This window comes from Pseudomonas sp. JV414 (genome assembly GCF_032424305.1).
In the GTDB taxonomy this organism is placed as follows: Bacteria; Pseudomonadota; Gammaproteobacteria; order Pseudomonadales; family Pseudomonadaceae; genus Aquipseudomonas; species Aquipseudomonas lini.
Window position 1 is genome coordinate 1,181,040 of sequence record NZ_VYKC01000022.1, and the last position, 20,468, is coordinate 1,201,507.

Below are 20,468 nucleotides of genomic sequence, written 5' to 3' on the forward strand. Positions count from 1 at the left end.
CTGAACTGAACTCAAGCTTGGGTAGTTTGGATAAAGAGATTGACCGGGAAATCCCCCAGCGCGGCGCTGACCATCAGCTCCCTGTGTTTTGTGACTGCGACGCTCGCAAAAAATCCCTTCATATTTTCTTCAGGGACGGCGAACGGCAATTTGACCCGTGTATCGCCCCACAGCGGCGCGTCAATCTGTGGTTCGGCACTGTTTTCCAGCAGTTCGGCACAGCATATCGGTACTATCACGATAGCCCGTTTCCCCTGCCATTCACGAGTAAACGCCAGTACCCGGTGAGCCTGGCTGCCGAGGATTTCCAGGGCTTGATAAGTGCCTTTTTGAAACAGCCCGGCATGCTCGGCACGTAGGTTTAACGCCTGGGCGATCAGGGTTTGCTTGATGCGCCCGTCACGCCAGTTCGCCAACAGATCGGGCAGGTCCAACCGTAGGTCCATGGCCTGCTGACGGCTGGCGTAATCCACCGGCCGGCGGTTGTCCGGATCGACCAGCGTGAAGTCCCAGAACTCGTTGCCCTGATAAAGATCCGGCACCCCCGGCACGGTCATTCGCAGCAAGGTTTGCGCCAAGCCATTCAACGCGCCCGGTGCGGCAATGCTCTGCGCCGCCGCACCGAGGGCCGTGCGCAGTGGCTGGCCTTCGGGGCTGAGCAGCAGGCGTTCAAGAAACCCATGGGTCGCCTGTTCATACCCCTCGTTCGGCGCGCTCCAGCTGCTTTGCAACTTGGCTTCGCGCAGGGCTTTGCGTTGCCACTGCCAGAGGCGCTGGGCGTAGTTCTCGAGCGCCACCTGATCATCGCTGCGCAGCTCCAGCGGCCAACTGCCGAGGATCGCTTGATAGAGAATCAGCTCGTCGCCCGCTGTGGGCGCGCCCGGTTCAATGCGCAATTCATCGGCCAGGGTTCGCCAGTGTTCGACCTGTTCGGCGTACCAGGCGCTACGCTCGCTCAACACCGCCAACCGCGCGCGAGTGTCTTCGCCGCGTTTGTGGTCGTGGGTCGCGGTGGCCAGCAGGTTGTCGGGGAACTCGGTGAGACGATTGACACAGGCTGCATGGAAGTCAGCCACCGGAGCGCCGAACTGCTCGGTGTTGTAGCCGACATCGTTGCGCGACAGCAGCACCGCCGAGCGATAAAGCGCGGTGTCTTCCACCGCTTTGGCCGCCGCCGGTGAGGTCAGTTGCTGGAAGCGCACGCACGCATGCTTGAGCAGTTTGCGTGGGCGGCCCACCGGGTGTTTGCGCCAGGGTTGGCCGCCGAGCCAGCCGGCCAGGCAATCGAGCACGGGCCAGTCGGCCTCGCCGAGGGTTTGCCGGGCACCGTCCATGGCTTGCTGGAAAAACACCTCGTCCTGAGCGGCGCGGCCCAGCGGGCTGATGTAAGTGCGATATACCGGGAAGTGCACGATCAGTTCCTGCAAGGCCCGACGGATTGCACCGAGGGTCAGGTCCCGGGTCATCAGATCGTCCCGGGCCACTTGCAACAGGGCGTGGGCGACACTTTCGAAATCCCCGGCGAGGGAGCCGTTGAGAATCTGCTGGCGCGCCAGTTGTGCTTCCTGACGGAAATCGGCGGGCCGTTCGCTGTGCCGGCTCCAGAGTTCACCCAAGGTCTGGGCGCCTTCGGGGTCGTGTTGCAGCAACGACAACTGGTTCATGAATTCGTAACCGGTGCTGCCATCGACAGACCAGTCGCGGTGCAGGGTTTCGCCTTCGCCGAGGATCTTCTCGACGTAGATTGGCAGGTGCCGCTGCGGTGCCAGGCGATCGACTCGGCGGCGCAATTTGCGGCAGTAACCACGCGGGTCGGCGAGGCCATCGATGTGATCGATGCGCAGCCCGTCGACAAGACCTTCGGCCACCAGCTCGAAGATTTTTGCATGGGTCGCCTCGAACACTGCCGGGCGTTCGACGCGCAGGCCGCCCAGTTCATTGATATCGAAAAAGCGCCGCCAATTGATGTCGTCCGCCGCGGTGCGCCAACTGGCCAGGCGATAACTCTGGCGCTCGAGCAGGTTATGCAGGCGCTGGAAACCCTCGGGGGTGAGCGAGTCGTAGGTGCCGAGGGTGTGTTGGATGGCGTGAAGAATGGCCGGATCGCTGGCGAGTTCATGCAGCTCGGTTTTTAGCGGAATTGCCAGGCTGTGCGCGTCGGTCTGGTAGCTCAAGGTACTGAAGCGGTCTGCCATGGATTTGAGCTGCTCGACCTGCTCGGCATTCAATTGATCATCGGCCTTGAGCAGCTCGCCGTAGTCCGACGGGCAAATCGGGAAGTGATGTTCGTAGTGCTCGACATAAAAGCTGCCGCGCCGGGCATCGAAACGCAAGGGCAGGGTGCCGTCCTGCAAGGCGATGCCGTAATCACTGCCCAAAAAAGGCAGCAGCAATTGGCCCTCCATCAACGGGTCGGGCGAGTGCCATTGAATGTCGAAGAACTCGCCGTAAGGGCTCAATCGCCCCCATTCCAGCAAGTCGAGCCACCAGGGATTATCGCCACCGCCGACGGCCATGTGGTTGGAGACGATGTCGAGGATCAACCCCATGTTCTGTTCGCGCAATGCACCGACCAAACGGCGCAATGCAGCTTCGCCGCCCAGTTCAGGGTTGACGGTGGTCGGGTCCACCACGTCGTAGCCATGCATGGACCCCGCGCGTGCGGCGAGCAGCGGCGAGGCATAGACGTGACTGATGCCCAGACTGGCGAAGTACGGCACCAGCGGCACCGCCTGATCCAGAGTGAAACCTTTATGAAATTGCAGCCGCAGAGTCGCCCGCAGCGGTTGGATGAACGGTTGATTCATTGGTCACGCTCGGCCGCCTGAAGTCGCGCACAGGCGAGCAGTTCCAGGCGCCGGGCGGCGTCCGGATCATCGAGCAGGGCTTCGCTGGCGCCGGGTAGCCTGCGGGACCAGTTGGGATGGGTATCGGTGGTGCCGGGCAGGTTGGCCTGCTGTTCGATACCCAAGGCATCTTCCATCGGCAGCAATACCAGCGGCGCACGGGTATGGCCGAGGAAGCGGATCGCGGCGTCGAGCACCTGATCGGTTTCGTGGGACTCTTCGCGGAAATTCTGCGGATCCTCGCTCAGCACCCGGCGCAAGCCTTCGCGCTCGCGTTCACGGTGTTGGCGCCATTCGATTTCACCCGGGGCGTCGACCAGATTCAAGCGCGCGCTCCAATCGATATCGCGGCCATGCCACCAGCCATTGAGCGTCGGCAGGTCATGGGTGCTGGTGGTTGCCAGGGCGTTGTCCGGCCAGTCGAGAATCGGCTTGAAGTGAGTATTGTCCTGTTCGAACAGCAGCACCCGCATGCCAAGAATCGAGCGCGCGATGAGTTTCTCGCGCAAACCCTCGGGCACGGTGCCGAGGTCTTCGCCGAGGACGATGGCCTGATGTCGATGGGATTCGAGGGTCAGTAAACGCAACAGATCGTCCACCGGATAATAAAGGTAGGCACCGTCGCTGGGCGGCGCGTCGTTGGGGATCACCCACAGTCGTTGCAGGCCCATGACGTGATCGATACGCAGGCCGCCGGCATGGGCGAAGTTGGCCCGCAGCATTTCGATGAACGCACGAAAGCCGTTGCGCACCAGACCTTCGGGGGAGAACGCGGAAATGCCCCAGCCCTGGCCGGAACGGTTGAGGATGTCCGGTGGCGCACCCACGGTCAGTGAGGCGAGCAATTCGTCCTGACGGCTCCATGCCTGGCTGCCGCCGCCGTCAGCACCAACGGCCAGGTCGGCGATCAGGCCGATGCCCATGCCTGCACCGCGGGCGGCGGCTTGGGCGCGTTCCAGGCTGCGCGCAATCAGCCATTGGCAGAACGCGTAGTAGCCGATGCGGGTCGAGTTTTCTTCGGCAAAATGCGCCAGAGCGGTGCTGCGCGGGTCACGCCATTGTTCGGGCCACTCGCGCCAGTCGAGGCTTTCACCACGCCGCGCACGGGCTTCCTGGATCGCTTCGAAGCGGCAATGATTTTCCAGCGCTTCGCCACCGGCATGGCGGAAACTGCTGAAGTCTGGGTGCAAGGGGTGTTCGCCGTGGGTGAATCCTTCGTACAAGGCTTCAAGCAAGCGGTGCTTGGCTTCGGCGGCGGTGGGCCAGTCGATCAGCGGCAGTGCTTCGAGGTGCTTGAGCTCAGTGGCAAGGCCGGTGGCATCGATCGCGATGCGCAGGGCACGTTCACCGAGAATCGCACCGGGCGCTGCGTACAGGCTATTGAGGAACAAGCGACTGGACGGCGAGTAAGGGCTGTAACGCTGGGTGTCGCCGCTGAACATCGCATGCAGCGGGCTGATCGCCAACGCTTCGGCGCCTCGTTCGCCGGCCACCCGGGCCAGATCTTCGAGGGCCTGGGTATCGCCGAAACCGCCATCGCCGGGGCGGCGCAACGAGTACAACTGCACGCTCAGGCCCCAGGCGCGCGGGTTTTCACTGTCTACGGCGTCGCCGACGCTGTAGCAGTGCTGGGGTGCCACCGCCAGGGTGAAGGACTGATCGTCGATGCTGACGTGCTGATAACCCACCGGCACCAGCCCGGGCAATACAGCATTGTCATCGAGCTTCAGGTTAATCCGTGAGCCGTCTTCGAGATGGATCTCACACGGGGTTTGCGGTTCGAAGTAGTGAGACAGGTCAAGGCCGACGCCCACGTCGCAGGTCAGCAACGGCGGCAGGTGCCGGGTTTGTTGCACCTCCTGCAATTGCAGCAGGCTGGCGTCGATTTCCTGGGCGGTATTGGCGGGATGGCCAAGTCCGCTGAGCACCGAGCGCAACACCGCCGGGGTCACTTTCTGTGGACGGCCATTGGCGTCGATCCAGTCGACGGCCAGGCCTGCTCGGGTGGCCAGTATTTCCAATTGCGTATTGCTCATGGGCGCTCTCCATCCGGGGGTAGCAAAGGGGCTGCGGCCGTGAGGCTGACTAGCGCGCAATACGGGGCAAGGGTGCCCTGATCCAACAGACCGGCCGATTGTGGCGGGTGTTCGAACAGCAATGTCGCGTCGGCCTGTGGGGTGTGGACCACGGGCGCGTCGCTGAGGTTCAGGTCAATGCGCAACTGACTGCCATCGCCCAACCGCCAGCGCGCGGTCACCGCGCCCTCGGCCAGTACCTGCGCGCCCAGCGCCTGCGCGCCGGGCAGGTGCGGGATGATGTGTTGATGGCGGATCTGCAACAGTTGCCGATACAGGTGGTAAATCGGCGATTGGCGGCTGGTGGTCAGTGTCGGCCGCGAAGCTTCGAAGGTTTGCGTCGCGTTCGGGTCGGGAATCTGCTCGCGTGTGTGCGGGTCGGCAAAGGCGCTGAACGCCGCGAATTCATTGCGTCGTCCTTCGCGCACCAACTCCGCCAGTTCACCGTGGTGGCTGGTGAAAAACAGAAACGGTTGCTCGGCGGCGAATTCGTCGCCCATAAACATCAGCGGGATCATCGGCGACAACAGCAGCAACGCGGTGGCGGCGGAAAGGGCGTCAGGATGAGCCAGTTGATGCAGGCGCTCGCCAAAGGCGCGGTTGCCAATCTGGTCGTGGTTCTGCAGAAAAAGCACGAAGGCCGTGGGCGGCAAGTGACCGCTCGGCTCACCGCGCGCCGTACCGTGACGGGTGATATGGCCTTGAAACACGAAGCCCTGGCTCAGGCAACGGGCGAGCTGTTCGGTGGGTTGCTCGGCATAATCGGCGTAATAGGCATCGGTTTCACCCGTGAGCAGAACGTGCAGGGCGTTATGGCCATCGTCGTTCCACTGCGCGTCGAAACCTTGCTCCAGCAGGCTGGCCTGGTTGTGCTCGTTTTCCGCCATGAGCCACACGTGCCGTGCCGGATCGGTTTGCCGGCGAACCCGTTGCGCCAATTCCTGAAGAAAGTCCGGGTCTTCGATGGCATGCACCGCATCCAGGCGCAGGCCGTCGAAGCGGTACTCCAGTAACCACATCAGCGCGTTGTCGATAAAGAAGTCGCGTACCTCGCGCCGCCGGAAGTCGATCGCCGCGCCCCACGGGGTGTGTTTGTCTTCGCGGAAAAAGCCTTTGGCGTAGCGATGCAGGTAATTGCCATCCGGGCCGAAGTGGTTGTAGACCACATCAAGAATCACCGCCAAACCATGGCCGTGGGCCGTGTCGATCAGGTGTTTGAGTTGTTCGGGCGAGCCGTAGGAGGCTTGAGGCGCGTAAAGCAAAACCCCGTCATAGCCCCAGTTACGCTCGCCGGGGAACTGCGCCAGCGGCATCAGTTCGATAGCGGTAATACCCAGCTCGACCAGGTGTTCCAGATGCTGCTCAACCTGGCTGAAACCGCCGAGTGCCCCGACGTGCAGTTCGTAGATCACCGCCTCATTCCACGGTCGACCCTGCCAGGCGCGGTGTTGCCACCGATAGGCGAGGGGATCGACCACCACGCTGTGGCTGTCGATATCGCCCGCCTGGGCGCGGGAGGCCGGGTCCGGCACCGTAAGCTCGCCATCGATGTTGTAGCGGTAGCGGGTACCTGCGGGGCAGCGGGTCTTGATCACAAACCAGCCATCGGCCTGAGGCAACAGCGGCAAGGATTGTCCATCTTCCAGTTCGAGACTGACGAAAAACGCATCTGGCGCCCACAAGGCAAAACGCGTGTGTTCTGCGTCCAGCATGATCGCGCCGTGGGGCCAGGTCTCAAGGGTCCGTAACGGCATCGTTGAAAGCCTCTTACTGTTTGCCCGATTTTCCCAGCGCTTTAGCTACCAGTTGTTCGTAGAGTTCGGCGTAGGGTTCGACTGCCTTGCACCAGTTGAAAGGCGCAGTCATGGCCCGGCAACGCATGGCGTTGAGCAGACCGGGGAAGGCGAACACTTTGAATGCGCGGCTCAGGGCTTCGCGATAACTCTCTACGGTGGATTCATCGAAGAGGAAACCGGTCATGCCGTTTTCAATGGTGTCCGCCAGGCCGCCGGTATTGCGCGCCACCGGCAATGAGCCGAAGCGCTGGGCGTACATCTGGCTCAGGCCGCAGGGTTCGTAACGCGAAGGCATCAGCAGGAAATCACTGCCGGCGAACATCCGGCGAGCGTCGGTTTCATTGAAGCCGATGTGCACGCCGATTTGCCCGGGGAAGCGCAATGCCAGTTCACGCATGGCTTGTTCTTCTTCTGGCTCGCCACGGCCGATGATCGCGATCTGCCCACCGTTGTCGACAATGTATTCGGCCACCGCTTCGGTCAGGTCCAGGCCTTTCTGGTAGACCAGTCGCGAGACCACGGCGAACAGCGGACCCTCAGAATCTTCGAGGTCAAACAGCCTGCGAACGTGCTCGGCATTGACGGCTTTACCGTCCCAATCGCCGATGCCGAACGGGTGGAACAGATGCGGATCGGTGGCTGCATCCCAGCTCTCATCGATGCCATTGGGAATTCCACTGAGCAGACCTTGCTGGGTCTTGGCGGCGAGAAAACCGTCGAGACCGCAGCCAAAGGCTGGCGTGGTGATTTCCTGGGCGTAGGTCGCGCTGACGGTGGTGATGTGGCTCGAGTAGGCCATGCCGGCCTTGAGGAACGACATCTTGCCGTAAAACTCCATGCCTTCCTGTTGCAAGGCATGCATGGGGATACCGAGTTCCGGGCACGAGCCGAGGCTGGTGACGCCCTGGTACGCCAGGTTGTGGATGGTGAACAGGGTCGGGGTGCGTTGGCCACGCCAGTGCATATAGGCCGGTGCCAGGCCAGCGGGCCAGTCATGGGCATGCACCAGGTCCGGGCACCAGTGAATTTGGGCGAGGTTGGCGGCGATATCGGCTGCTGCGAGGCCGAGTCGGGCGAAACGAATATGGTTGTCCGGCCAGTCACGGCCGTTGTTGGCGCCGTAGGGCGAACCCTCGCGCTCGTACAATTCAGGGCAGATCAACACGTAAATGACCAGGCCGTCGGGCATGTCCATGCGTCCGATCTTGCAGGGCGGCAACGCTGCGTGCCCGCCCAGTTCACCGATGATATGAATCGGGTTTTCGCTGTTCATCACTTGCGGATAACCGGGGATCAGCACACGGACATCGTGCAGATGCGCCATGGCCCGTGGCAGTGCGGCGGAAACGTCGCCAAGACCTCCGGTCTTTACCAGGTCGGCAATCTCCGAGGTGACGAACAGGACTCTCTTCTTGTTGGGATTCTGGCTGGCTATCGGTGCCAGCGTTTTGGGGACTGGCGCTTTGACCGATTTGGCACTGAGGACACCGACGGTGCTCGTTTCCCCGACCTGCTGATGAGCACGTTCTCCCTGGACATCTAAAGCCGCACTGATCATATGAATCTCCCGTGTTGTTGATCTAATTCTAGGTCTGGCACAAACGGTGTTCGTGGCCAAATCCTGTGGCCGGGCGCAAACGCGCTACGCATCGGTGAGCAAGTGCTGCCCATGCGCTGAAGCAGAATGGGTGAAGTGGCTGTTGCAAGGAATGCACCAGTCGCTGTGGCCCTACCTTTAACCTGACACGAGGCCAGTACCAAAAGTTTCGATTATTTTCACCGAATGACCAGCCGGTTTTACTCCGCGAAAATCAGTCTAGGCCAGAACTTAGAGCGGGGGCGGCTATAGGGTGGAATTGTTCGACAATCGGTCAAATGAGGGTACAGGCATGGGGTTTTGCGGGGAGGCGCACCGACGAAGTGCAGGTTTGTTTTTTTGCGTGGGTCAAATCGGGACCAGGAAGTCACGATAATCGGGCGTGATAGGGTATGGGATGCGCCATTGTGGTGCGCTGGATCCCTGGGAGATGTGGTGAGGTTGAGGGCCTCTTCGCGGGCAAGCCACGCTCCCACAGGTTTTGTGTCGGACGCCGGTATTGGGCACGACGCCAAACCTGTGGGAGCGAGGCTTGCCCGCGATGAACGATAACTCGGTTTCAGCCTAACAGCCGAACCGGCTTCCCAGCCGCCCAGGCCTGTATGTCCTCGATCATCTGCGAAAAGAACAGTTGGTAATTCTGTCGGCTGACATACCCGACATGAGGCGTGGCCAGCACGTTGTCCAGCGTTCGGAAGGGATGATGACGGGGCAACGGCTCGTGCTCGAATACGTCCAGCGCAGCGCCCGCCAGGCGTTTTTTCTGAAGTGCCTTGATCAACGCAGACTCATCGACAATCGGCCCGCGGGCGGTGTTGATCAGCCATGCCGTGGGTTTCATCCAGTCCAGTGCCTGGGCATCCACGATTCCCCGGCTGCGCTCGCTGAGCACCAGATGGACCGACAGCACATCGGCCTGCTCGAACAGTTCCTGCTTGCTGACATAGGTGACGTCGACCTCGGCGGCCCGTTCGGCGGTCAGGTTTTCGCTCCAGGCAATCACCCGCATGCCGAACACCTGACCGAATCGGGCTACCCGTTGACCGATGCTGCCCAGACCGAGGATCGCCAACGTCTTGCCCTGCAGGTCGCCGCCCAGCCCTTGTTGCCATTGGCCTGCGCGCAAGGCATTGGCTTCGGTCACCAGGTTGCGGGTCGCGGCCATGATCAGTGCCCAGGTCAGTTCGGGGGCGGCGTGTTTGTAGCTGTCGGTGCCGCAGACCTGAATGCCCAGCGCGGCGGCGGCTTTCAGGTCCAGGGCGGCGTTGCGCATGCCGCCGGTGACCAGCAGTTTGAGTGCGGGCAAGCGGCGCAGCAGGTCTTCGTCGAATCGGGTGCGCTCACGCATCACGCAGATCACCTCGAATGCGCCGAGCCGCTCGGCCAGGGTTTCGTTGTCGGCAGGGTAGTCATGGATAAAACTCACTTGGCCGATGCTGTCCAGCACCGACCAGCCCACCACGTCGCGAGCCACGTCCTGCCAGTCATCGATCACCGCAATCTGCATTAGCCTTTACCTCATCAAGGAACGGTATTGGTTTGGTTCAGCCAGCCGAGCAACGCCTGATGGAATTTTGCCGGTTCCTCCATCTGCGGCGCGTGGCCCATCCCGGGAAATTCGATCAGCGTCGACCGGGGAATCAGTTTGGCCACTTGCTTGCCGAGTACGTCGTAATGACCGATTTTCGCCTTGACCTCGGGTGGTGCGATGTTCTTGTTGATGGCCGTGGTGTCGGAGGTGCCGATCAGCAGCAGGGTCGGCACTTTCAGGTCCTTGAACTCGTAGTACACCGGTTGGGTGAAGATCATGTCGTAAATCAGCGCCGAATTCCAAGCCACCGCTGTTTTGCCCGGTCCCTTGGCCATGCCTGCGTACATGTTCACCCAACGGTCAAATTCCGGTTTCCAGCGGCCATCGTAATAGGTGCTGCGTTGGTAGTCGTGGATACCTTGCGCCGTGACTTTCAGCTCGCGCTCATACCATTGGTCAACCGTGAGATAGGGCACGCCAAGGGCTTTCCAGTCTTCCAGGCCAATGGGATTGACCAGTGCCAGTTGTTCGACTTGATCGGGGTATTGCAGCGCATAGCGCGTGGCGAGCATGCCGCCGGTGGAGTGGCCGAGCAGGGTGGCTTTCTGGATACCCAAGGCCTTGAGCAGTTGCTGGGTGTTGGTCGCCAGTTGCTGGAAACTGTATTGATAGTGGTCCGGTTTGCTTGAGGTGCAGAAGCCGATCTGGTCCGGGGCGATGACCCGGTAACCGGCCTCGCTCAGCGCCTTGATCGAGCTGTCCCAAGTGGCGCCGCAAAAATTTTTGCCGTGCATCAGCACCACGCTGCGGCCGTTAACCTTGCCTTGGGCGGCAATGTCCATGTAACCCATTTGCAAGGATTTGCCCTGGGACTCAAAGGCGAAGTGCTTGACCGTGTAGGGATACTCGAAGCCCTGAAGTTCCGGGCCGTATTCCGGCGTTTCGGCCTGGGTCTGGTCTTGGGCTTGGGCGAGAACCGGTAGTGCCGCCGTCAGCAGCAGGCCCGGTAACCAGCGGGAGAAAATGCGCGACATGGGTGAGCTCCACAGGAAATCTGCCGATGCTGGATCGGCATGATTAGGGTGACATTAAGACCGTAGTGTCCGATCTTGGGGCCGCTTCGCAGCCCAACGGGGGCAAGTCCCCTCGCCACAAAACATAGGCACTGGCCGCGCATGATCGTTCAACCCATCCACCCTAGCGTAGCAAGGGCCAACACACCGTAGCGGGCGCCCTTGGCGAGCGTCACGATCATCAGGAAACGCCCCAGCGGCTCGCGCATGACGCCGGCCACCAGCGTCAGTGGATCGCCGATGATGGGCACCCAACTGAGTAACAACGACCAATGACCGTAACGCTGATAGTGCTTTTGGGCTTGCTCGAGATGGCGAGGGCTGACCGGAAACCAGCGCCGGTCGTGAAACCGCTCGATGCCGCGCCCCAGCCACCAGTTCAACAGCGACCCCAGCACGTTGCCCAGCGTTGCGACTGCCAGCAACGACCAAAGCCAATACTGGCCGCTGAGCAACAACCCCACCAGCACCGCTTCGGATTGCAGTGGCAGCAGCGTCGCGGCACCGAACGCCGAGAGAAACAGCCCGATGTATGCGCCGAACATCAATGGGCAGGGTAGTCCGCCACCACCACGTCAGTGCCGTCCTTTTTCAGGCCGATCACTTGGTAGGCATCGCTCATGCCGTCCATTTCCATGCCAGGCGAGCCCATGGGCATGCCAGGGGCGGCAACCCCCAACAGATCGTCACGCTTGCTCAAGGCCAGTACTTGATCGGCCGGCACGTGGCCTTCGACGAACTTGCCGTTGATAAGGGCGGTGTGACACGACGCGAGGCGAGGTGGCACACCGTGTTGTTGCTTGAATTGGCTCATGTCGGCTTCGACGTGGTCTTCAACTTTGAAACCGTTGGCTTCCAGGTGGCTGACCCATTTTTTGCAGCAGCCGCAGTTGGCATCGCGGTGAACTTCGATGGGGATCAGATCAGCAGCCTGGGCCAGGGAAGAAATGAAGAGGGCGCTCAGGGCGGCCAGACGCAGGTGGATTCGCATGGGGATCTCGTCTCGGGTTGTGGCCAAAAAGATGCATTTTGACCAGTTTACCCAACAAAGAGACAGGGGATTGTTTCGAAGTAATACAGCGTTGGGTAAACCCCCTCACCACAGGGGGCAATGCACAGCCTGTTGAGATCAACGAACCTTGAGCGCCAGCAAGTTGGTTTGCCCGGCACCATTGATACTAACAAACTAACTAAGGCGTACATAAAGGCTTGATTAGTTACCTGCGCCAATACCGAAAAGTTTATGTAGACCAATGAAACAAGGCGCTTCTTGGTTTGTATCGTAAATGTATAAGAATTGTAAAAAATGGAAATATTTGTTGGTGACGTTAGAGCGCACATCGATACTCGCCCGCACTTAACTCGGTTAAACAAGGAACTTTTATGGTCGCCTCACAAGGACGTCTGTGTGTTTTGGATGATCGGCATCCCGCCACACAGTCGGGAGCCCGGTCATGACGATCGGCTATACAGGTGCCTGGACGAGCAAGGCAGGTTTACTGGTCAAGGATACTGGCGGCGGCAAGCCTGTCACCCACAGCGCCAGGGTCAAGCAGATGCTGGCACTGGTGGGGAATAATCCCAATGCGCTGAATACGGCGAAAATGGATGAACAGAAACTGCACAGGAACATCAAGGGCTTCGATCCGGAAAATGTGTCCGCCAAGCAGCTGGGCAATCTCAGTGCCTTTTTGAGAGGTAAAGGACTGATTTCCGATATTACTTCGATGACCTTGCTTAATGCCGGTGACAAGTTTGACCGGTTTGGCGTACAGAAAGACCCGGATGCGAAATTCAATGCGCTGGAGTATTTCGCCACGCAACTGGACACCATTCAGAACAACAGCATCAAGGGTGACAAGTACGCCATTGGCCTGATCCCGGAATACAAGACGGCGATCTACGTACTGCAGAACTTGCAGGCTTACGGCAAGGGCAACGGCACGACGGTACCTAATGACAAGGGCGTTAACGCCAAGGCGTGATGTCTGGCAGCGCTGGCCCGCTCGAACTATCGAGGAGGGCCGTTTGATCGAGGTCTTGAGGGGCGTACCGCCGCCGGGTATGCCGCTGACGGTGCTCTATCCACCTCATCGCCAGTTGTCCCGACGGGTGCGGGTGTTCGTCGACTGGATGGTGGAACTCTGTGCGCAGTCGGCCAATGGTTTTTAAAAAAAAGACTCACGCGGCTGAGCGGTTACCAATAGGGCGTTGGCGTTTTGCTGCAAGTCGTTATGCAACTGTTGCATGTGCGCGCAGTGCAGGTTGAGGGATCGAGACTGGACGCCCCGATGAAACAGTGCGAACCAGCCATTGTCACTTGGCATGGGCATCAGGCCGGTGAAGGTGAAGCCCAGAGCCGAAAGGCTGCGCAAGTTCCGGGCGAAGTGCCAGGACAGTTCGAGTCTGGCCGAGATCAGCCAATGCCTGGGCAGTTGCCAGAGTTGCTCAAGCAAGTGTTTGTTCAAGCGTTGAATGACAATGTCGAACCGATGCTGATGTTGCTTGATTTGTAAGGGGATCGCGGGCTGTGACGCTTTGTCCCGGTGGGTTCCAAACACCGAGCACAGGTGTTGCAAAAACGCCCGGCAGCTTGCGGGCCAAGGGATATCGGGGAGCGGGCGGTCGTATCCGCCGATCATGTGATAGCCCATCACGATGGTTTCCGGAAGTGATTCAGCGAATGGCGAAGGGACGTAGTCGGGGAGCAATCCAGTACTGTAAAAGCCAATTCTTTCTGCCATGCGTTGAGTAAACGGATGGTGGGTCACTTGCTTGATCGAGGCGCTCTTGAGCCCCAAAGAGTCTGATTGCATCAGTAATTGCTGGCCCAGACGGGTCGCGATACTCTGCCCCTGCGCGGCGGGATGTACCACGCTGAGGGCCAGTTCCGCGGTACTCGACGGGATATCGCGACACAACGCGGCATGCCCGAGAACGCGTGCGTCGTCCACTGCCAGCATTGATTGCCAGCGACCCTCGGTGTTGTGCTGACTGATCATGTTCGGCAGATAGACATCCGGCTGGACGTAATGACTGCCGTAGACTTCTCGAAACAACCGGCTTACGCCATGGGCGTCGGAAGGCCGGAAGGGCCGAACAATCAACCGGGTCATCACACAGGCTCCAGCGGGGGAACGTCATACACGCGCAAATCCAGCACCCGCAGTTGTTTGCCTGAACGAGGGTGAAGCTTCAGGTCTGTGGTTGCGCAGGCCAGCACCCGCAACTCCAGCAGACCCTCGCGGCTCAGGTCGTCGATGGCGGGGTAGTGGGCAAGCAGCGCTTCACGCAATGCGCGGCGTGCCGGCTCGACGGTTTGTAACTGAGGTTCGGGCACCCACATCAGGCTCAACAGATCCTTGTGGCCGACCTGTTCGATCAGCAATTGCCATTGCTCGCTGCGTGCTGCACGCTGAACGATCTCGTGTATTTCTTCGGTAAACAGCGACAGCACACCCACTCGTATTCGTTGACTGTGGGCGCTGCGCCCCTTGAGGGCGAATTTACGCATCGGGGTTGCAGCCGGTTCACGCCAGCAAGCACGGTCGCCTACCGGGTAACGCAGCAGCGGCATGAGCCGGCGTGTCAGGTTGGTCAGTACCAACAGCCCGGTGCGGTCGCATTCTTCAATCACTTCACCGGTGTCTTCATCGACGATTTCCAGCAAGGTTTGCGGTTCGAATACTCGATGTTCGCCCAATGCACAGCCGCGATCGCTGGCGCCTATGAGCCCGGCGTCTACGCTGGCATAGCCAATGGAGGCGATACGGGCGCTGGGGAACACCTCGCCGAGGATTGCCAACTGCGGGGCAAACAGGCTTTCGCCGCCATACAGCAGCGTCTCGACCCCACACAACACACGCTGATGCTGTGCCAGGTAGGCGGAGAGTTGCAGTAACTGTGCGGGCACTCCCGCCAGAACGTTGATCCGATGTCGTGCGATGGCATCCGCCAGTACGTCCAGCGCGACGTCTCCGGTAAACGGAAACTCAGAGATGGATCGCCCGACATGGGCCAGGGAGTCGTGGATAAACAGAAAACTGGCGTAGAGATCCCCTGAAAAAAACAGGTTGGCGACCCGGTCGCCGTCGTTCAGTTGAGATGATATGCCGGCTCCGAAAGTGCTGACAAAGGCTTGCCACTCCATGTAGGAGTAAACCGCCAGCTTGCCCTGACTGGTCGAGCCTCCGGTTTTAAACACCAGCGCATTATCGACGTGTCCGGTCAGAACCGGCCAACGACTCAAATCGTTGCTGCCGGTCCAATAGTCGGCCACGTTGGTTAACGGTAAATCCTTTAAAGTAATACTCTGCGCTGGCAAGTGCTCCAGGTGTCTGCTGTAGAAGCTGGAGTGTTGTCTTATATAAGGTATTAATTGTTCAAGCGAATAAGTTGATTTCACTGAGTTCTCTTTTTTTTATATCAGGCGTCTTGATTGGAAAACAACCTCGTTGAAGTCGTTTTGATTTATTTTCTTTGATCGATAATTAATGGTGTTTTTCCGCTGTGTCTGTTTCGGGTAAATGCCTGTTCGGCGCACGCCGTCACTTCCACAATTAAAAAAGCGGCACCCAATGCATTTGCCAAGGCTTCATGTGTCAGCAGTTTTTCGCGTACCCAGACGGCATCCGCATCCACTCGAACCTGCATTCGTTCGATCCCGTCGGCGGTGTGGTCCAGAACAATTTGAATGGGGGCACCCACGCTGTGTTCCAGCTCCGAAGGGGAAATGAATTCCGTGCCAATCCGCACCAGCTTGCCGTGCCGCTGTAGCAGTTCGAATCGTGGCGTTTCCAGTCCGCAAGGACAGGCCCCGGGTATCCAGCGGCCGGTATCACCGATGTCATATCGGTGCACGCGCTGACCTTGTCGGGCGCGGGAGGTAAACAGCAGACGGCCGATCTCATTGGTCTCCACTGGCACATCCTGTTCGAGCCGAACGATTTCCAGATGCTGGGTTTCGCACATCAAGTGAAACACGCCATCTGCCGTAGCCCGGCAGGCATGACCCAGTGGGCCTGCATCCACGGAGCCATAGAGGGCGGAGCGAATCGTCGACACCCCACAGCTTTCCATCAGACGTCGACTGGCCTCTCCCGGATGCTCGCCGCCAAGCAACACTTTGCCGATACCGGCATAGGCGCGAAGTCGGGCCTGCTCTTTGATAAACAGGCGATGTAGCGTACTGGGCATGCCGATCAGCACGGTGACACGTTGCTCCACAATCAGTCGGGCGATTTCACTGAAGTCGTCGTCCTGGGGAGCCCCCATGGGCAAATGCGCAACGCCCATCTGTTCAAGAATGTTCGAAAAGCTGAAAAAACCACCGTACAAGTTGCCACCATAGAACAGGTTCATCACCCGGTCCTGCGACGGATCGAGCCCGGCAGCGAACATGCCATCAGCCGCGGCGCGCATCTGTCGTTGGAAGTCGCGATAGCTGAAACCGGCCAGGGACGGGGTCCCACTGCTACCGCCGGAGCGGAAATACAACTGTGCTTCGGGACCGATCGGCTGGGTCGTGAAGGTGTCTTTGTCCATGATCGGGTCATGGGTTGTGTCGGGGGCGGACGGAACCGGGTCGAGCGTTGCACGGCCCGCCGATACATCCGGGTGCAGACTCACCGAGAGGCGGCGACTCAGACGCGACAGTGCGTAGACGCCATCGTGGGGCTCGCCGGCGTAGCCATCATGAATCAATCGACAAGGGGCAATGCGGGTGACGCCGGCATTGACCAGTGTTCGAACAAACTCGGGTGTCTCTGCCGGTGGACAAATCAGTGCGCAGCTTTGCAGGACGGTCCGCCAAGGCAAAAGCGTCTCGGTGATCAGGTGCCGCGGCACCGGCTTTAGCAAAATCGTACGAAACAGCGGCGACGGCGCGAGTGTCTGATTGTGCTCCCAGATAACACGCCATCCGGGGCCGGTCCACACCTGGCCGGTCTGGTTCTTGAAACATTGATCCAGCTGCGCCATGGCGGTGCGGGTAGTGATTTCCGACGCTTCCTGGTCCGTCGGCACTAACCCCGGCCATTGTGGGGCACGACGGTTGAGGGCTTCGGCCAGTCGATCCCCCAGCTCCTGCACAACAGCCGGATCGTCGCTGTCCACCAACACCCATTGAGGGCTGGAGCACGCCTGTTGATCCAGTCGACAGATTTCATCTGCCAGCGCATCGAGCGCCGAAGAGTTCGCCGCTTCAGGTGACAGATAGGCGAAGCTGATCTTGTGTCCCCAATCAATCCAGCGACAGCCGGCCGGTATCTGCTCACGTATTGCTTTGAGCGCCGTTTCGCCGCCCCAGGCGGATACCCCATCGGCCCAGGCACAGAGTTGGGCGATGCGAGAGGTGCTGACTGGCACAACCGCTACGAATTCGGCCAGTCTGCCGCTGGTGTCGCAGCTGACAAGGGCGGCGAGCAGCTTCGCGGTCAAACCCTGATCGCTGGAGCTGGGGCGAAGCCAGTTGATGTTACCGGCCAGCAGGCTTTCAAGGACCGCGCAGAACGCCAGCATTGGCGCATTGCCGGGGGTTATATGCACGACTAGCCCCAACGGGTGCCAACTTTCGAAGCTAGGCTGCCGGTAGTCGATCCGTCGCATCGAACGCGGTTGCAGACCCAGTTCCCGCTCAAGCTTGGCACTCAGGTTGCTGCGCTGGCAGAAATCGATAAGCCCCTGATATTGCTCATCGTCGAGGGACAGATCCAGGCTACGAGCTTGCAACTGCGTGGCAAAGCGAGTGGCGGACTCGATGACGGTGTCGCTATCGATTGGCGCAGCCAGCAGCCGGGGCAATTGTTTTTGAAGGAGGTCGAGTGCGCTTTCAGGGGTGACGTCGTCACGCAACTGGCCATTGATCAGGTACATATCAAGCGCCCCTGAGCAGTTCTGAAGCGGCCATGGCACAACTGCGACTGGCGCTGGTACCGGCGCGTCCATGCAGCTCAAACCAATCGGTCGCCAGACCGCATCCGCAACTGACTCCGGGGTGCAATGTCGCCATATCGCCCATGACCACGGCATGGGCAGGGCTCGACGAAATGTAGGGAGAGACGAATTCCAGCAAGCCGCGCTGGCCGTATGGCTGGACAGTGAAATCGGATGGGTTGCGCACGAAAACCTTCGAGTAAACAGGTGCATGAAAATGATGGTGGGCACACTGGATATAGGGCACAGCATGCTCTACGGCGCCGTAGCCGTCCCGACAGCGAGACAGGTCGATACCCAATTGCCGGTTGATTCGGGCATACAATTGATGCAGGGGAATCTCCTGTGCTGCCTTGGTTTTCCAGCCGCCTCCCAGAAACACCAATGACTGGGCAGGCAACTGCAAATCGGCCACGCAGGTGTCTTCCATGTGCTGCAGTGCATGAGAAAGGAACGCGGGAAAACCCAGGATGCGAACGGGCAATCCTTCCTCGGCAAACTCCTGCAAGGCTCGAATCACACCAAAAAGGTCGAACTCGTGGCCTTTGCCGGTAAGGCGCAAGCCGTAAGCGACACGGTTGACGGGGGCGTAGCTGCAAAGAAACTGATCGGTATAAGCAGTTCCCAAGCTGATGGCAGCCTCGGGCTCATAGCTCAGGAGCAGGTAATTGCAGGGGCTGTGCGGAGTGTCCCAGCCGTAGTGCCGGAAAATGTGGCTCACCATGCCTTGTGCCGCGGCCATGCTGCGTTGGTCGTAACGCATGCGACTTTTCTGGCCGCTGGTGCCGGATGAAGTCAGCTCCAGCGCGCCTTCGCCTGTGGGACTGAAGACCAAATGACGCTTGAAGTAATTGGCGAAAATCGGCGGCAGCCTGGACCAGTCATCCAGTGTCTCCAGCGCGTTGGCATCAAGATCATTGGCGTTAAGCCAGCGTTCGTATCCAGGCGTATGGTGACAATGAAACAGGCTGATTTCACCCATGGCCCGGTCGAACAGGCCTTCCGGCACGGAATCAGGGCAATAGGGTTGCGTCAACGCGCAAAGCGCATCGGTGTAGGGTAGATAGATCATCAAAAGACCTTTTGTGTGGTGTCAGGCGGCATGCGCGATGGGGGAGCGCCGCAGAAACAGTCGCAAGGGCAGCAGGCACAAGAGCCCTGCGAGACCGGCCATCAGGGCAAAGGCTTCAAGGCTGTCACCGGCACCCAACGCAGCGATAATGGAGCCACCGACACCCATGACGGCGATGGAAATCATGCCAACCATGGCTGAAACCAGACCTTTGCTGTCGTCGCTGGAAAACAGTGCAAGCCGGTACAGTGCGGCATTGCTCATGCCAAGACCGATGGCATAAACCGACAGACAACTGACCAACAGAACCGTTGAAGCACCGATGAAGGTGATGGCGATCAATGCAACGAGCCCGCCGCAAAATGGCCAGAGCGCGTATCGAATCAGTTGGGTCAGTTCAGTGCTGGCAATCAGTCTGTTGAGTATCAGGTTACCGAGAATGACTGCCGCAAATACCGGGATCTGCCACAGGCCATAGTGCAGGGTAGAAAGGCCTTGGCTCTGGACCAGCAAGAGTGGCGCGAGCCCGATCCAGGCAATCAGCGGCAGACTCATCAAGCCCAAGGCGATGGTGGCGCTCAGGAATGGCGGGTTGCCGAGCAAGGCCGCGTAACGGCGTACCGTGCCACCCCATTCAAAGGGCACCGCGGCCAGTTGTTGCCCGTCCTGGCGTAAGGTGCCCACGGTTTCCGGCATGAACCAATAAAGCCCCAGCCAGGCCATCGCGCCGCCGATACCCAAGAGTAAAAACAGCTCCCGCCAGGAGAGCCATTCCAGCGCCAGGCTACCGAGCAATGGACCCAGCAGCGGGGAGAGCAACGCAACGTTACCCAGCAACGCCATGATTTTCACCGCGTCGGCTTCGCAGAAGACTTCTTGCAGGGCTGGATAACTGACGGCGATGACAAATCCCAATCCCATGCCCTGAATCAGGCGCAAGCTGTTGAAGGCAAAGATGCTCTGCACGTAAAACGCCGCGGCACAGGCTAGAGCGAACCCCGCACAACCGATGAGTAACAGCCTGCGGCGACCGAAGTGATCAGACAGCGGACCGATAAGCCATTGCAGAAGAATGCCGCCAATCAAGTAAAGGTTGAAGGCAAAAGGAACGTGGCTCGGACTGGCATCCAGTTGACGAGTTACAGTCAACATGGCGGGCATGATCATGTCGCTGCCCATATAAGTCAGCAGTTCGAAAAGAGTGATTGCAAGGCAAAAACCAAACAAGTGATGGGGGCTGATATTTATTAACGGTTTGAGCATTGATATCCCTGTTTTATTCGAAGTTTTAGCGCTGGTTCATTTGTGATGTAGCGAGAATAGACACCGATAGCGAACAGCTCAAATGCATGATTGAGACTTAAAGCTTCAATGGTTTTCGCTATATTTCGAGGTGTGGGATGAAGTCGGAAAGTGATAATTACGGTGGATTCAGCTGACAGACTGATGAGAATAGTAATGTACGAAAAATGCCCGCTAGAGAGCGGGCATTTGTTAAATGGGGCAGAGAATGATTGTTTTCTTACAAGTGAACGGCTGAATAGT

General features: G+C 59.4%; 14 protein-coding genes and 1 pseudogene. 2 read left to right on the forward strand and 13 right to left on the reverse strand.

Features of this window, described 5'->3' with window-relative positions:
* Positions 1-11: 11 nt before the first annotated feature.
* The 8 genes from F6R97_RS29345 to F6R97_RS29380 all read right to left on the reverse strand — a co-directional run bounded on the left by F6R97_RS29345 (position 12) and on the right by F6R97_RS29380 (position 11,909).
* Positions 12-2,807 carry a malto-oligosyltrehalose synthase gene (locus F6R97_RS29345; protein ID WP_038983507.1) on the reverse strand — a complete coding sequence of 932 codons (2,796 nt, stop codon included), beginning with the start codon at positions 2,805-2,807 and terminating at the stop codon, positions 12-14.
* On the reverse strand, positions 2,804-4,882 hold the full coding sequence (gene malQ, locus F6R97_RS29350) for a 4-alpha-glucanotransferase (RefSeq protein WP_315867553.1): 2,079 nt from the start codon (positions 4,880-4,882) through the stop codon (positions 2,804-2,806). Before malQ ends, F6R97_RS29345 begins: the two co-directional genes overlap by 4 nt.
* Positions 4,879-6,675: a malto-oligosyltrehalose trehalohydrolase gene (gene treZ / locus F6R97_RS29355; protein ID WP_315867554.1), complete on the reverse strand. Its 1,797-nt coding sequence runs from the start codon at positions 6,673-6,675 to the stop codon at positions 4,879-4,881. The genes malQ and treZ overlap by 4 nt, the downstream gene beginning before the upstream one ends.
* 13 nt (positions 6,676-6,688) lie before the next feature.
* The gene (gene glgA, locus F6R97_RS29360; protein WP_050681998.1) at positions 6,689-8,275 is read right to left on the reverse strand and encodes a glycogen synthase GlgA; all 1,587 of its coding nucleotides are present in this window, start codon (positions 8,273-8,275) and stop codon (positions 6,689-6,691) included.
* Between the two features lie 598 nt (positions 8,276-8,873).
* Positions 8,874-9,821 carry a D-2-hydroxyacid dehydrogenase family protein gene (locus F6R97_RS29365; RefSeq protein ID WP_038983500.1) on the reverse strand — a complete coding sequence of 316 codons (948 nt, stop codon included), beginning with the start codon at positions 9,819-9,821 and terminating at the stop codon, positions 8,874-8,876.
* 14 nt (positions 9,822-9,835) lie between these two features.
* Entirely contained in the window at positions 9,836-10,879 is a 1,044-nt protein-coding gene (locus F6R97_RS29370) for an alpha/beta fold hydrolase (protein WP_038983498.1), read from the reverse strand.
* A 149-nt stretch (positions 10,880-11,028) separates the two neighbouring features.
* Positions 11,029-11,463: a YqaA family protein gene (locus F6R97_RS29375; protein WP_038983496.1), complete on the reverse strand. Its 435-nt coding sequence runs from the start codon at positions 11,461-11,463 to the stop codon at positions 11,029-11,031.
* Positions 11,463-11,909 carry a DUF411 domain-containing protein gene (locus tag F6R97_RS29380; RefSeq protein ID WP_028940492.1) on the reverse strand — a complete coding sequence of 149 codons (447 nt, stop codon included), beginning with the start codon at positions 11,907-11,909 and terminating at the stop codon, positions 11,463-11,465. Before F6R97_RS29380 ends, F6R97_RS29375 begins: the two co-directional genes overlap by 1 nt.
* 463 nt (positions 11,910-12,372) lie before the next feature.
* Between F6R97_RS29380 and F6R97_RS29385 the strand changes: the two genes are divergently transcribed.
* Both F6R97_RS29385 and F6R97_RS29390 read left to right on the forward strand, forming a co-directional pair.
* The gene (locus F6R97_RS29385) at positions 12,373-12,903 is read left to right on the forward strand and encodes a hypothetical protein (protein WP_038983494.1); all 531 of its coding nucleotides are present in this window, start codon (positions 12,373-12,375) and stop codon (positions 12,901-12,903) included.
* 19 nt (positions 12,904-12,922) lie between these two features.
* Positions 12,923-13,090 (forward strand): annotated as a pseudogene (locus tag F6R97_RS29390) (LysR family transcriptional regulator); the annotation flags it as partial.
* On the opposite strand, the gene F6R97_RS29395 reads toward F6R97_RS29390, so the two are convergent.
* The 5 genes from F6R97_RS29395 to F6R97_RS29415 all read right to left on the reverse strand — a co-directional run bounded on the left by F6R97_RS29395 (position 13,087) and on the right by F6R97_RS29415 (position 20,186).
* On the reverse strand, positions 13,087-14,034 hold the full coding sequence (locus F6R97_RS29395) for a GNAT family N-acetyltransferase (protein ID WP_038983492.1): 948 nt from the start codon (positions 14,032-14,034) through the stop codon (positions 13,087-13,089). The pseudogene F6R97_RS29390 and the gene F6R97_RS29395 sit on opposite strands and share 4 nt — an antisense overlap.
* The gene (locus tag F6R97_RS29400; protein ID WP_038983491.1) at positions 14,034-15,323 is read right to left on the reverse strand and encodes an AMP-binding protein; all 1,290 of its coding nucleotides are present in this window, start codon (positions 15,321-15,323) and stop codon (positions 14,034-14,036) included. The genes F6R97_RS29395 and F6R97_RS29400 overlap by 1 nt, the downstream gene beginning before the upstream one ends.
* 65 nt (positions 15,324-15,388) lie before the next feature.
* Positions 15,389-17,791, reverse strand: a complete 2,403-nt coding sequence (locus F6R97_RS29405) for an aldehyde dehydrogenase family protein (protein WP_315867555.1) — start codon at positions 17,789-17,791, stop codon at positions 15,389-15,391.
* A gap of 1 nt (position 17,792) precedes the next feature.
* The gene (locus F6R97_RS29410; protein WP_048397667.1) at positions 17,793-18,923 is read right to left on the reverse strand and encodes an acyl-protein synthase; all 1,131 of its coding nucleotides are present in this window, start codon (positions 18,921-18,923) and stop codon (positions 17,793-17,795) included.
* A 21-nt stretch (positions 18,924-18,944) separates the two neighbouring features.
* On the reverse strand, positions 18,945-20,186 hold the full coding sequence (locus F6R97_RS29415; RefSeq protein WP_315867556.1) for an MFS transporter: 1,242 nt from the start codon (positions 20,184-20,186) through the stop codon (positions 18,945-18,947).
* Between the last annotated feature and the right edge of the window lie 282 nt (positions 20,187-20,468).

Coding starts and splice junctions, on each gene's coding strand:
- F6R97_RS29345 (WP_038983507.1), bottom strand. CDS start 2,807: ATGAATCAACCGTTCATCCAACCGCTGCGGGCGACTCTGCGGCTGCAA.
- malQ (WP_315867553.1), bottom strand. CDS start 4,882: ATGAGCAATACGCAATTGGAAATACTGGCCACCCGAGCAGGCCTGGCC.
- treZ (WP_315867554.1), bottom strand. CDS start 6,675: ATGCCGTTACGGACCCTTGAGACCTGGCCCCACGGCGCGATCATGCTG.
- glgA (WP_050681998.1), bottom strand. CDS start 8,275: ATGATCAGTGCGGCTTTAGATGTCCAGGGAGAACGTGCTCATCAGCAG.
- F6R97_RS29365 (WP_038983500.1), bottom strand. CDS start 9,821: ATGCAGATTGCGGTGATCGATGACTGGCAGGACGTGGCTCGCGACGTG.
- F6R97_RS29370 (WP_038983498.1), bottom strand. CDS start 10,879: ATGTCGCGCATTTTCTCCCGCTGGTTACCGGGCCTGCTGCTGACGGCG.
- F6R97_RS29375 (WP_038983496.1), bottom strand. CDS start 11,463: ATGTTCGGCGCATACATCGGGCTGTTTCTCTCGGCGTTCGGTGCCGCG.
- F6R97_RS29380 (WP_028940492.1), bottom strand. CDS start 11,909: ATGCGAATCCACCTGCGTCTGGCCGCCCTGAGCGCCCTCTTCATTTCT.
- F6R97_RS29385 (WP_038983494.1), top strand. CDS start 12,373: ATGACGATCGGCTATACAGGTGCCTGGACGAGCAAGGCAGGTTTACTG.
- F6R97_RS29395 (WP_038983492.1), bottom strand. CDS start 14,034: ATGACCCGGTTGATTGTTCGGCCCTTCCGGCCTTCCGACGCCCATGGC.
- F6R97_RS29405 (WP_315867555.1), bottom strand. CDS start 17,791: ATGTACCTGATCAATGGCCAGTTGCGTGACGACGTCACCCCTGAAAGC.
- F6R97_RS29410 (WP_048397667.1), bottom strand. CDS start 18,923: ATGATCTATCTACCCTACACCGATGCGCTTTGCGCGTTGACGCAACCC.
- F6R97_RS29415 (WP_315867556.1), bottom strand. CDS start 20,186: ATGCTCAAACCGTTAATAAATATCAGCCCCCATCACTTGTTTGGTTTT.